Below are 13,245 nucleotides of genomic sequence, written 5' to 3'. Positions count from 1 at the left end.
ACCGGGCTACGAGATGGTCTGGGCGAAGCCATTCGCCCGACCGTTTCCAGGAGCAGATGGGAGCCTTTACGCCTCTGCCGAGGGCCTGCTGCCCCTCGAAACTGCGATTGGGGTAGGAACCCACAAAACACTCCGGCACGTCCATCAAGAATTTTCATCGAGAACCACACCGCCCTGCCCGTTCCCTGCATATCCAGGGCAATCGCATGCAGGGGTCCGGGGTGCAACCCCCAGGCAGTGTCCGCTCCACTCACAGAACGAGTTCCAAATCTTCGCGCTGAGAGCGTGAGGGTTCCTGAAAATCGAGATGAGGCCACCTCTGGGGGGGGGGCGCCCCGCCCCCCCCCGTCCCCCCGAAGGGTGAGTGGGGGGGGAGGCAGGGAAACCATACCGGCACGAGCACCCAGAATTTTCATCGAGAGCCATACCGCCCGGCCCGTCACCCGCACATCCAGGACAATCATGCGCGCGGGGTCCGGGGGTGAGAGACCCCGGCGCGAAGATGGGGGAAAGAGCATGGATCACGCTCGCATCCGGAAAAGTGATGATTTCTACAAAGCCGATTATCCAAGGAAATGCCTGATATTCGCAGCCCTCAGAACACCCTGTCTGATATCTGCTGTCCTGTTCTCCTCAAGGGCCTGGCAGGTCCCGGCGGTGATCTCCAGATGGTCGGGATCAGGCTGCGCATCGGTGAGGTCGGATACGGCTTTTTTCAGCGCGGGAGGGACAAAGGAGGAGTCGGGGTTGAAATAGCGGACGGCATCGGCGATATCGGCATCGAAGTTGACATAGGCCCTCCTGAGAAATGCGATATCGTCTGATGCCAGGGCATCGAGGCCAAGTAGTTCGGGAGGGAGACCAATCGAATAGAGCGCGGACGTGAAGGTGATCGCGCGGGGAAGGGTGACGCCGCCCATGCTCCGTGAATACCCGAAGAGTCCGATATGGAGTTTACGTTTTCTCCGGCTCGGAATGAATGCCGCCACCCTGTTGATCACGTCCGAGAGCCCGGCAACCTCGCGCATATAGGCCGCCGTGCAGGTCTGCACGACTTTCAGGGCCTCTTTTTCGTCAATCTCAGACGGCCTCTCGACCGTCCTGCCCTCAAGACCGGCGACGGCCTGCCTGACATCGTCGAGGGGGTAGTCGTACTTGAAGGCGGACTGGATCGTGAAGGTATGCACGCTGGGGTACTCGGCCGCGCACCTCTCCACGGTGTCTGGCCTCAGGTTGCCCCGGAATGGGGCCGAACCCACACCGATGATCGGATAGATCGGAACACCCGTCTCCTCGGCAAGGAGGTGAAGGCGGAAGAGGGCGATCTTGTTGAGGAGGATTGCCGGGATCATCCCGTAGTTCATCGCCGGGTCAGAGCGGGCAAGAAATACCCGCTGGTAGGCGAGGTCCTTGTCCTGCATATACCGGCCGACGATCCCGGCCGCATTGAGCATGCTTGCCTGGTCCTCAAAGAGGGGGATGACATCGATCTTCTGCGGCGCAAAACTGCCGATCCAGTCGGCGATGGTCAGGTCCCTCCCCCCGAGCCGCTTGTACTGCTGCCCGACCACGAAGTCGCAGTAATACTGATAGATATTGTCGATCCCGATATGCGACGAGGTCATCGGGAGGATGACCTGAAAGATCGGCGGGACCGCATTGCCGTAGAAGAGGTGCGCGATGTCGAACGAGCGCGGTATGCTGTCAAGGGTCTCGAGGAGGATCTTTGCCTCAGCCCGCTCGATATCAGGATTGGGCACCCGCAGGGTAAGAAACACGTCAGAGCCAAGCTGGTGCTCTCTGAAAAACGGCTCATATCTGGAGAGAAGTTTCTTGACGACGAAGTTGTCGACTTCTTTTCCCTCGCAATCCCACATCTGTTCCCTGCATCCCAGATGGGAGTAACTGTAATAGGCCTCCTGCACCTCGTCCTCCCCACCGAGTTCAGAACTTTCTGCAAAGAACGGGAGGTGGACGTTATCAGGGTGCTGGGTGCTCATGCATTTTGCTATCTTCGGAATATCATCCATGAAACTGCTCCACTAGCGGATCGTCAGATAACAACCCCGAACAGAATAATAGAACGTTATTCAGGATATACTTTAGGTCAGGCGAATCCGCCTTTTCCATAGACCAGATGAATCAAGAGAGAAGAAACGAACGGATGTTCAATGCGTTCTAATAAGAGAGGGGATAGCAGCGTATCGCTGTTCCCGAGTGCTCCCGCAACTCAGTACCGAGCGTTACGTGAGTGGGCTTAACTGCTGGGTTCGGAATGAGTCCAGGTGTTTCCCCACTGCTATGGCCGCTATCACCCAAAGCCAAGGCCCGGAATCGAACCGGGATGTAGTTGATCTGCAGTCAACCGCGTAGCCACTCCGCCACCTTGGCGACCGTGTGTGCTCTATAATGTTAGCGATTATAGATTTTAAAGGTATGCACAGCGGGTTTCGTCTGGGTTCAACGGAAAACTGGATTTGGACGTTAGTACTTGCGGACTGAACACGTCGTTGCCTTCGTGCGTACATCCCAAGCCTATTAAGCGGGTCTTTTACCCATGTCCTGTAACGGAGTCTCTTTTTGGGCCGGGTTTCAAGCTTAGATGCTTTCAGCTTTTACCCCTTATCGCGTAGCTGCTCGGCATTGCCCTGTCGGACAACCGATCGACCAGTGGCGACGAAAGAAAGTTCCTCTCGTACTATTTCTTTCTTACCCTCAGACTCCTGACACCCCAAATAGATAGTAACCGACCTGTCTCACGACGGTCTAAACCCAGCTCACGATCCCCTTTAATAGGCGAACAACCTCACCCTTGGCTGCTGCTGCACAGCCAGGATGGAAAGAACCGACATCGAGGTAGCAAGCCGCCGGGTCGATATGTGCTCTTGCCGGCGACGACTCTGTTATCCCCGGGGTAGCTTTTCTGTCGTCAATAGCCCTCATCAAAAGGGCGTATTGGTTCGTTAGACCCGAGTTTCCTCTCGCGATTATTTGCTATTCATAATCGCGTCAGGCCAACTTTTGCTCTTGACACTCTTCTGTGAGTTTCTGACTCACATGAGTTGACCTTAGGGCACCCTTGATATTTTTTCGAGGGTGTGGCGCCCCACCCAAACTGCCTACCTATCGGTGTCCTCGTAAGAGTGAGTAGTACAACAAACCAAGGATGGTGTCTCATCGACGGCTCCCCGTTCCCCAGAAGGAACGGATATAACGCCTCCCATCTACACTGCGCAAGGAATATCGTACTACAGCGACAGGCTGCAGTAAAGCTCCACGGGGTCTTCACTTCCCATTTGGGGTCCCTGGCCTCTGCACCAGGATAAAAGGTTCAACGGATTCGTGTTAGGGACAGTAGGACTCTCATTAATCCATTCATGCAAGTCGCCAATTAAGCGACAAGGTACTACGCTACCTTAAGAGGGTCATAGTTACCCCCGCCGTTTACGAGTCCTTCGTCCGGTTGGAACCGGTGTTCAGATACTCGCACTGGGCAGGAATCACCGACTATACTAGTCCTTACGGAGTTGCAGTCAGCTATGTTGTTATTAGACAGTTAGAGTCCCCTGGTCACTGCGACCTGCTTGATCACCAAGCAGGCACCCCTTCTTCCAAAGTTACGGGGCCATTTTGCCGAGTTCCCTTAACACGATTGATCCGACACGCCTTAGCCTATTCAGCTAGGGGCACCTGTGTCAGTTCTCGGTACGGACATTCAATCGCCTTTTCATGGGCTCCAGGAATTTACCAAGTTTCCCTATCACACTTTCACCCGGTTCTCACCATTACGGTACTCCCCGGACTTACATGCTTAGACGGGGCGACGGACCCGCCCGGTATATCCCGAAGCGTCAGCGCTTATTGCTAAGCAAAGATTGAATGGTACAGGAATATTAACCTGTTTCCCTGTTGACACACTCGCATTACGGTGTATCTTAGGACCGACTAACCCTCAGCTGACGAACATTGCTGAGGAAACCTAGCCCCTTCGGCGGATGGGATTCTCACCCATCTATGCTTCTACTACTGCCAGAATTCTCATTCCCGCACGGTCCACAGGAACTTACGACCCTGCTTCTACCCATGCGGGACGCCTTCCTACTAGATCACCTTACGGTGCTCCGTGGTCTCTGTAGTAGGCTTTAGCCCCGTCCATTTTCAGTGCCCTAAACCTAGACTGGTAAGCTGTTACGCACTTTTTGAAGGATAGCTGCTTCTGAGCTCACCTTCCAGTTGTTTTTGGCCTAGGACGCCTTTCAGTGTTGACACTGAGCCTACATTGAGGGACATTAACCACGGTCTGGGTTGTCTCCCTTACGCATTACAAGCTTACCCCGTAATGCGGACTTCCAGCCGTCTTAGATGTCGGGGAATTTGGAGTTTGACAGGAGGACGAGGAATTTCTCCCCCGCTACCCCCAATCAGTGCTCTACCTCACCGACGATCTCAGGCCAGGTCATGCTACGGCATGTTTCGGAAGGAACCAGCGGATGCCGGGTTCGATGAATCTTTCACTCCTATACGCAGGTCACGAGAATGATTTGCATATCAAAACCTCAGGCGGTCCTCCACGCAACTTTCGTCACGCTTCAACCTGCCCACGCATAGATCACCCGGCTTCGGGTCTTATCCCACTGACTTCGCGCACTTTTAATACGCCGTCCCATGCCCGAAGGCTACGGACTTGTTGCTTTCGCTCCGGCTCCCCTCTACGGTTAACCTTCGCCAATGAGATAAACTCTCTGGCCCGTTCTTCAAAACGTAAGTTACGACACTGGCAACCATACCCGTACTACCGCCTCGCGACGGGTTCCTTCGCATGGAAGATCCTTTGGCGCCGTAACACACTATAACCTGTCAATTTCAGGCGCTTTTAACCACCTTTTCAGGGTTACTTTTCAGCTTTCGCTCACGCTACTAATACGCTATCGGTTTCGAGGTGTATTTAGTTTTGGAGGTTGATGACCCCCAGATTCCCGCGAGAATTCCAACCCACGGTACTCAGGACTCTGCCAGGTTGCATTGACATACGTGTACGGGACTATCACCCCCTATGGTACCTCGTTCCAGAGGACTTCCACTTCGTCGCAACAACCACACGGCAGGCCTACCACACCACATCTCCCCGGAGGGATTCAGTTTGAACTCTGTCGCTTTCGATCGCCTTTACTTACGACATCTCGATTGATTTCTTTTCCTCCCCCTACTAAGATGTTTCAATTCGGGGGGTTCCCGATCCTGACGGATCAACACCGAAGTGTTAGGATGTCCTATTAGGGTATCTCCGGATCGTAGATTCCATGCCTCTCCCCGGAGCTTATCGCAGCTTGGCACGCCCTTCATCAGCACTCGAACCGAGCCATTCACTGACAGGCTTCTGTCCAGCTTTCCGCTGAACCCATTTGACGCCCGTTGTGCATACCTTTACACGGCCTCCTCAGGTCAGGGTATCTGACCTTCAGCCCTTCCCTGCAGATTCGCATCTCCAGGTGCATTGAAATGGACTCAGGGGGATTTGAACCCCCGGCCTCCGCCTCGCAAAGGCGGCGATCTCCCACTGATCTATGAGCCCGATTTCCCTTGGCTGGCATTGGCAACTTTACGGTCTGTTCAGTAACCGCATCAATCCCCTAGAGTTCATTAGGAGGTGATCCAGCCGCAGATTCCCCTACGGCTACCTTGTTACGACTTAACCCCCCTTGCGAAACCTAGATTCGACTACGGCAACAACCGCAGCCTCATCCAAACCTCACTCGGGTGGTTTGACGGGCGGTGTGTGCAAGGAGCAGGGACAGATTCACCGCGCTATTTTGAAACGCGATTACTACGGATTCCAGCTTCATGCGGGCGAGTTGCAGCCCGCAATCCGAACTAAGGGCAGGTTTAGGAGATTGCCTTCACCTTTCGGTGTCGATACCCATTGTCCTGTCCATTGTAGCCCGCGTGTAGCCCGGGTAATTCGGGGCATGCTGACCTACCGTTGCCCATTTCTTCCTCCTCTTTAGCAGAGGCGGTCCCAACAGTGTCCCCACCAGTCCGGAGACTGTGCTGGCAACTGTTGGCGTGGGTCTCGCTCGTTGCCTGACTTAACAGGATGCTTCACAGTACGAACTGACGACGGCCATGCACCTCCTCTCAGCTGATCAAGTAGAGTCTTCAGCCCGACTATCATATCGCTGTCCTACCCGGTGAGCTGTCCGGCGTTGAGTCCAATTAAACCGCAGGCTCCACCCGTTGTGGTGCTCCCCCGCCAATTCCTTTAAGTTTCAGCCTTGCGACCGTACTTCCCAGGCGGCGCGTTTCACGGTTTCCCTTCGGCACCTCGGTAACTCGTGGTCACCGATACACCTAACGCGCATCGTTTACGGCTGGGACTACCCGGGTATCTAATCCGGTTTGCTCCCCCAGCTTTCGTCCCTCACTGTCGGAGTCGTTCTGGTGAGACGCCTTCGCCACAGGTGGTCCCCTGAGGATTACAGGATTTCACTCCTACCCCCAGAGTACCTCTCACCTCTCCCGATCCCTAGGTCGCCAGTTCCCCTGAGACGCCTTCCGGTTAAGCCGGAAGATTTCCCCAGAGGCTTAACGACCAAGCTACGGACGCTTTAAGCCCAGTAATAGTGGCCACCACTCGAGCCGCCGGTATTACCGCGGCGGCTGGCACCGGTCTTGCCCGGCCCTTTCTCCAGGTGGTTTTTAAGCACCTGAACAGCCCGTCCATACGGGCACTCGGGGTTCCCTTATCACAGTTGCCTGCATTGTAAAGTTTTCGCGCCTGCTGCGCCCCGTAGGGCCTGGATTCGTGTCTCAGAATCCATCTCCGGGCTCTTGCTCCCACAACCCGTACCGATTACAGGCTTGTTGGGCCGTTACCCCAACAACTACCTAATCGGCCGCAGACCCATCCTGTGGCGGCGGACCTTTGGCTTACCAGGCATTCCAGCGATGGTAAACTATGAGGTATTATCTCCAGTTTCCCGGAGTTATCCCTCACCTTAGGGCAGGTTGTCCACGTGTTACTGAGCAGTATGCCGAGGGCTTGACCCCTCTCGACTCGCATGGCTTAATCGAACCCCGATAGCAGTGACCTCTGGCAGGATCAACCAGAATTTTGAAGTAGGCACACTATCAGTTGTGTTTTAACTAAAGGAATTAGCGGTTACTAAACAGATTTCCGCATTGCCAATGCCAACGTCAGAATCAACACCGACACTTTCGGTGATTTTGATTCTCCATCAAAACGCAGAACAACCTCTGCGTCCCTTGTGTGGAAGCGAACGCATGCGTCGCTTCCGAGTGATTTCGTGGGATTACAGTATTGAACGCCCGAGGTTATTAACCCTTCGCAGCGCCCTGCATCCGACGATTTGGCGTCGGGTGCAGACATCCCGTGAGGGAACGATATTTGTGCTCCGAGCATATAAACCCTTGCAGCCTCGGTCGGCTGCGGGGATTTCGCCCCGATACACTCCGCCCCCTGCCGATGCCGGTCTCACCGGCGTGCTCGGCAGTCAGTCACTCGTGTGCCAACAACATAGGACACGTCAGGATATATACCTTCGCACCCCGGAAGGCGCAGAAGAATATCCGTCAGGACCGTTGCTGACCGTGTGAGGTAACTATCTTGGACGGTGCGGGATATATACCTTCGCAGTCGACCCCCGAAGGGGACGTTAAAGAAAGGCATCACCCGTATGTTCCCTCTGAAATCTCAGGTCCGATTCCGGTCTCGCCGGTGTCGTCGGACCCGCATAGTGCAAGGCAACAATGTTGTTCTTTTCACGATATATATCTTCGCAGTCGACCCCCGGAGGGGACGTTAAAGGAAGAGACAGATCCCGAGGAACCATCTCAAGACCGATCGCTTCAGGACCGGTCCTGCCGCCGTTGCGTGCCAATAGAATCTGGCATTGACACATATATACCCTTCTTCGGTCATCGCCGGGAAGAGAAAAAGACCCCCACATAACACCACCCCAGAGAGAACAAAGAAACGCCGTTTTCATCGCCGTACCAGCCGCGGGGATCTTCACACTCCACCCCCGTATCACAGATTTAATCGATATCCAGGCGCCCCTGGCCCCCGACAAGGTCCGAGGTCTTGAAATAGCGGGAAAATTCAGGCGTCGTCTGGAGGAGATAACTTCGCCCGCTCCGGTAGCGCGCCACCAGATCGCGCTTGACCAGCTCCTCCACATGGGCATATGCCCCGCCCCCCCTGATCTCGATCAGGTCGCTCTGGAGAATCGGCTGGCGGTATGCGATCACCGAGAGGGTGCGCAGGACTGCACGCGATATCTCGGGGCGCATGACCGGATAGACCAGAACGGCATACTCTTCCTTCAAGACCATGAACACGCTCTCGCCTGAGTCGATCACTTCAAGCGGGGACGAGCGCGCCGAAAGCCTGCCTGAAAGCTCTTGAGCGAGCGCCGGGACCTCGCCCGGTTTTATGCCGAATATCTTTGCCAGGTCCCCATAACTCACCGGCGCATCGGCAACGAAAAGGGCCGCTTCAAGCATCGCCGTTCTGTCCACCATCAACCCTCCTCACATAAAGGTCGCCAAAATACTCCTCCTGTCGGAGATCAACCTTTCCCTCAAGCATAAGAAAGAGCAGGGGGATATAAACCTCCATCGTCGCCTTCTGGAGAGAGGAGCAGATATCGCACAACTTCACCTCGCCGCCGGAGGCGATGGCGTCGCAGCAACCGAGCACCGCCGAAGCAGCAGCCTGATAGTCTTCATCATGGGCCACCGAGACCACATCGGCAGCGCGGATCATCCGCTCATCCACGCTCTCCGAACGCTGGCGCTGACGTCTGCGCTCCTCCTTCTCCGCGGACTTCAGCTCGGTGATCAACTCGTACAGGGTAACCGGGCGGCGGCGAACCTTTTTCCGCCCGATCCGACGCTGGATCTCGCGCTCAAGCTGCTCGATCGGCTCGGCAAGATCAAAAGACCCAAAGTTCGCATCCTCTTCGTCAGGGACGGCCTCCTCCTCAGGGAGCTCGTCAGGGATCTCGGCAGCAAGATACGCGGACTTCATCCTCAACAGGGTTGCCGCAAAAAAAAGGGTCCTTCCTGAGATCCGCAGATCCAGTTCCCGGCACCGTTCAAGCTCGGCGAAGAACCGGTCGGTCACCTCGACGATATCGATGTTCCATGGATCGATCTCGCCGCGCTCGGCGAGCTGGACCAGGATCTCGACAGGCTCTTCATGCATGATTTTCGACACCGGTCACAAGGGTGCTCTTGTCCGGCCTGATGGTCACGCCCATGATCCGATCGGCCCGGTCGATCATCGGTTTGCGCAAAGAAACCGAGATGAACTGCGCAGTGCGGGAAAGCTCCTTGATCATGGCCGCGACCTGCTCCACATTCGAACCGTCCAGGAACATATCCACCTCGTCAAAGGCGTAAAACGGAGCGGGCAGATATTTCTGGATCGAAAAGAGGAATGCAAGAGTCGTCAGGGATTTCTCTCCGCCGGAAAGCGCCGAGAGCAGTTGCACCTTCTTGTCGCGCGGCTGCACGGCAAAGGTGAGTCCGCCTGAAAACGGATCTTCAGGGTTTTCCAGCACAAGGTGCCCGCTCCCTGCCGTCAGCCGCGCGAACGTTTCCCTGAAATGGGTATCGATCTCCCTGAATGCCGTGGTAAAGGATTCAAACTTCATCTGGTCAAAACGCTCGATCCGCTCCAGGATCGAGGTCCGCTCGACCGAAAGCACCTCCTTTTTGGCGGTCCGATCGCTGATCCGGTCGCAGACCCGCCCATACTCCTCGATCGCAAGCATGTTCACCGCCCCGATCGCCCGGAGTTCGCGATCGGCCGCGGCGATCCCTTCCTCGATCTCGGCCAGAGAGAGATCGGTCTCCTCACCGGCATGTCCTCGCAGGCCCTCGATCTCGGCCAGAAGCGCATCGGCCTTCTCCGAGAGGGAGGCGATCTGGAGGCGGAGGCGATCGGCCTGCGCGTTCAGTCCGGCCACCTGTTTTTCGGCCGCACCGATCGCCCCGGCGATCACCTCCCGCTTCTTCCGGAGTTCGTCGAGCTCTGCCGAGAACGACTTCTGACGCTCTTCCAGTACGGCAATCTCGGCACGGGCGCCTTCAATTTCTTCGGCAGAGGAGGCGATCTCGGCATCGATCTCTGCGTTCTTGCCGACAAGACGCTCGCGCTCCCCTGAGAGTTCTTCGACGCGCTTTTCGAAGTACTGCCGCTCCCGCTGTGCGTCGGCGATATCTGCCTCCTTATTTCGCAGGCGCCGCTCAACGCCCTCATGCTCCCGCCGTTTCCGTTCGAGTTCCTCGGTGAGACGCGGGATCTCGGTGTCCTCAAGTTTTTTCTTCAGATCCCCGATATCAGCATTCAGGATGGAGAGGGCGTCAGCCACTCCGTCAAGCCCGGTTTCGATGGCGGCAAGATCGCCAGCGCTCTGCTGCACCTCGGCCTTCAATGCAGCAAGCGAAGAGGAAAGGGACCCCTCCTCACCCTTCTGCACAGTGATGCGCCCCTCGTAGTCCTCGATGATGAGCCCGTACCGGGCGATCCCCTGCTCGATCTCGGCACGCCGCCGTCTAGCCTCATCGACCTCCCCGGAAAGACGCGCGATCGAGCGTTCGAAGCCGGCGGCTTCCTCCCGCTTCCCGGCAAGCGCGCTCGAAAGGCGGGCGATCCCGTCCTCGACCGCCGCCCCGAAGCCCCCTTCCTGTTTCTTCTTCAGATAGCCGCCGGTCATCGCACCGGACTTTTCGAGGAGATCACCCTCAAGCGTGACCATCCGGTGCTGACCGATGAGTCTGCGGGCGTTTTCCATCGTGTCGACGACCAGTGTCGTCCCGAACACCTGCTGGAACGCAAGATCGTACTCAGGTCCGAACGAGAGGAGATCCTTTGCATACCCGATCACCCCCCGCTCCCGGACGGTCGGGAACTCCCGCGGCCGCAGCTTGTTCATGGGGAGGAAGGTGAGACGGCCAAGCCGTTCCTCCTTGAGATAGCGGATCGCGTCGGCGGCGACAGCATCGTCGTCGGCCACCACGTAGCGGAGTTTGCCCCCTGCGGCCACGTCCAGCGCCGTAGCGTACTCGGGCGGCGCCCTGCCCAGCTGCGCGATCGTGCCCCGAACGCCCTCCATAGCGAGCACTGCCTCGAGGGCGGCCCCCCCGGCCCCGCCGCGGGACTGCTGCTGGGCTTCGAGGCGCATCAGGTCCCGTTCGTCGTTCTGGATCTCCTTTTTTATCCGTTCAAGAGAGGAGCGCCGCGCGAAGAGGGTACTTTCAGCCTCGGAAAGTTTCCGGTCGAGGGAGGTTTTTTCAACCGCAAGATCAGCGGATCCTTTCTTCGCCCCTGCGATCTCCTTCAGGAGGTCGTCATCCCCTTTCCTGATCGCGGCCAGGCGTGACTCAAGCCTCTCCATCTCCGAGGTTCGCATCCGGCTCTTTTCGATGAGGAGATCCTGCTCGCGGAGCAGCGCCGAGCGCCGGCCCTTCTTCTCCTCGGCCTCCTGCATCAGGGCAAACAGACGATCTTTGAGGTCTTCAGCCGCTTTTCCCCCCCGAGAAATCTCTTTATCGAGATTTTCAATCACCGCTCTGGCAGCGGCGAGTTCCATCGAGAGGTTTGCCCGGTCGATCGAGAGAGTGCGGACCTGGCCCGTGCACTGCACCACCCGCTCCGCAGCCCTTTTCTCGTCGAGGTATGCCCGGTTTATCCCCTCAAGATTTCCTTCCTTATCCTTCTTCAGCCGCGCGATCGTGCCTTCGGCGACCTTTATCTTTCCTTTCGCCTCTTCGAGCGCCGAGATCATCCGCAGATACTCTGAGCCGCTCTTCTCGTTGATCTCTGCATCGGCGTCCCTGAGGTCGTCCCGCAGGTACGCCAGATCGTTCTCCTCGATCCCGAGATCGGAGAGGGTGCGATCGAGGGAGATTCTCTCCTCTCCGATCGTCCCCAGGAGGCGGGCGTGCTCCCGCTCCATCTCGCGCAGGTGCGCCGCGGCCCGGCAGTTCTGGAAGTGATCGAGCTGCTCTTTCCAGTGCTGGTAGGCGAGCGCCTGCTCCCGCTCGTGCTTCAGTTCTTCCTGACGGGCATTCAGTTCGAAGAGCACCACCTCCTCGCGCTCGATCCGCTCCCTGACCACCTCCAGCTCTTCAAGAGCCCTGACCTTCTTGCCCTCGAACTCGGCGACTCCTGCGATCTCGTCGATGATCTTCCGCCGCTCGAAGTCGCTCATCTCCATGATCCTGGTGATGTCGCCCTGCATCACCACATTATACCCCTCGGGTTTGATCCCGTATTTTGCGAGGAGTTCTACGATATCGTTCTGCTTGACGAGGCGACCGTTGAGATAGTTATACGAATAGTAACTCGATGCGGTTCGCTTGATCCGCCGCCTGATCTCGGTGCCGTCCGAGAAGGTGATCGCCACCTCGGCAGTGTTCCTGCCTGAATTGAGATTGATCAGGTCGGTGAGCTTCTCGGCGCGCAGGCCGCGCGAGCTCGAGAGGGCGAGGGCAAAAAGCAGGCTGTCTATGATATTGCTTTTTCCCGACCCATTTGGACCCGATATGACGGTAAAACCATCTAAAAATGGAATTGAAGTCTTTTTTGCAAAAGACTTGAAATTATCAATCTCAATTCCGGTGATATACACCCGGCAGCCCCTTATTTAGTGATGGTATCGTCATCGTCCTCTGCATAGATGATACCGCCGGACTTCTTCTCCGAACTCCGCCGGGTACCCTTCCGTCCCTCGCTCATCAGACCGGCCGGGGCCTGGTACTTTGTGGGTGCAATGATATATGACGACTTCTCCCGCCGCTCACGCTTGAGCGTGCCGTCGGACTGCATGATCAGGTCCATATCGGCATCGTCCTCCTCGACAGGGGCAGGAACGGGGGCAGGGGCAACCTTCTGCCTCTGGGGCGCCGGGCGCTGTACCGGTTCGGGGGCCGGCGTCGCCGGCGGTTCAACGACGACAACTTTTGCTCTCGCCGCCTTCTCTGCCTCGGCACGCGCCTCAAATGCCCGATAGAGCTTCATGGTGATCGTCTTGAGGTCGAGCACCTCCTCGGTGAGCCCTTTCACCAGCGCATCCATATCTTTCATGCGCTGCTCCATCCGATAGATGCGCTCGTCCTCCGGCGTCACAAAGGTCTTTTCAGAGTCCCGCATTGACACTATCTCCCTCTCCCTCTCTTCAAGTTGATGCTCAAGAAATTTCACTTTGGCATCCTTTT

5 protein-coding genes, 2 tRNA genes and 3 rRNA genes are annotated in these 13,245 nt (G+C 56.8%); all 10 read right to left on the bottom strand.

From position 1 onward, the window contains the following. Nucleotides 1–563: 563 nt before the first annotated feature. The gene (ppcA, locus tag METLI_RS03005; protein ID WP_004037880.1) at nucleotides 564–2,030 is read right to left on the bottom strand and encodes a phosphoenolpyruvate carboxylase; all 1,467 of its coding nucleotides are present in this window, start codon (nucleotides 2,028–2,030) and stop codon (nucleotides 564–566) included. Nucleotides 2,031–2,191: 161 nt separating this feature from the next. Next, nucleotides 2,192–2,313: ribosomal RNA gene (gene rrf / locus METLI_RS03000) — 5S ribosomal RNA — on the bottom strand. Between the two features lie 6 nt (nucleotides 2,314–2,319). Then, a tRNA-Cys gene (locus METLI_RS02995) sits at nucleotides 2,320–2,391 on the bottom strand. 74 nt (nucleotides 2,392–2,465) lie between these two features. Further along, nucleotides 2,466–5,391 (bottom strand): 23S ribosomal RNA (locus METLI_RS02990). 109 nt (nucleotides 5,392–5,500) lie between these two features. Continuing rightward, nucleotides 5,501–5,572: transfer RNA gene (locus tag METLI_RS02985), tRNA-Ala, on the bottom strand. 70 nt (nucleotides 5,573–5,642) lie between these two features. Continuing rightward, a 16S ribosomal RNA gene (locus METLI_RS02980) occupies nucleotides 5,643–7,110 on the bottom strand. The 16S, 23S and 5S rRNA genes sit together here with 2 tRNA genes alongside, the layout of an rRNA operon. A 945-nt stretch (nucleotides 7,111–8,055) precedes the next feature. Further along, nucleotides 8,056–8,541 (bottom strand): SMC-Scp complex subunit ScpB, encoded by a 486-nt coding sequence (gene scpB / locus METLI_RS02975; RefSeq protein ID WP_004037878.1) that lies wholly within the window; start codon nucleotides 8,539–8,541, stop codon nucleotides 8,056–8,058. After that, nucleotides 8,516–9,226, bottom strand: coding sequence for a segregation/condensation protein A (locus METLI_RS02970; RefSeq protein ID WP_004037876.1), 711 nt, complete (start codon nucleotides 9,224–9,226; stop codon nucleotides 8,516–8,518). Before METLI_RS02970 ends, scpB begins: the two co-directional genes overlap by 26 nt. Further along, complete coding sequence (smc, locus tag METLI_RS02965) at nucleotides 9,219–12,659, bottom strand: chromosome segregation protein SMC (RefSeq protein WP_004037874.1); 3,441 nt, start codon at nucleotides 12,657–12,659, stop codon at nucleotides 9,219–9,221. Before smc ends, METLI_RS02970 begins: the two co-directional genes overlap by 8 nt. Nucleotides 12,660–12,670: 11 nt before the next feature. Continuing rightward, nucleotides 12,671–13,180, bottom strand: coding sequence for a hypothetical protein (locus tag METLI_RS02960; protein ID WP_157203194.1), 510 nt, complete (start codon nucleotides 13,178–13,180; stop codon nucleotides 12,671–12,673). Between the last annotated feature and the right edge of the window lie 65 nt (nucleotides 13,181–13,245).

The sequence above is a fragment of the Methanofollis liminatans DSM 4140 genome, assembly GCF_000275865.1.
GTDB classification, from domain to species: Archaea; Halobacteriota; Methanomicrobia; order Methanomicrobiales; family Methanofollaceae; genus Methanofollis; species Methanofollis liminatans.
The sequence above is the reverse complement of the archived record's forward strand: the minus strand, read 5'-3'. Positions and strand labels throughout refer to the sequence as shown.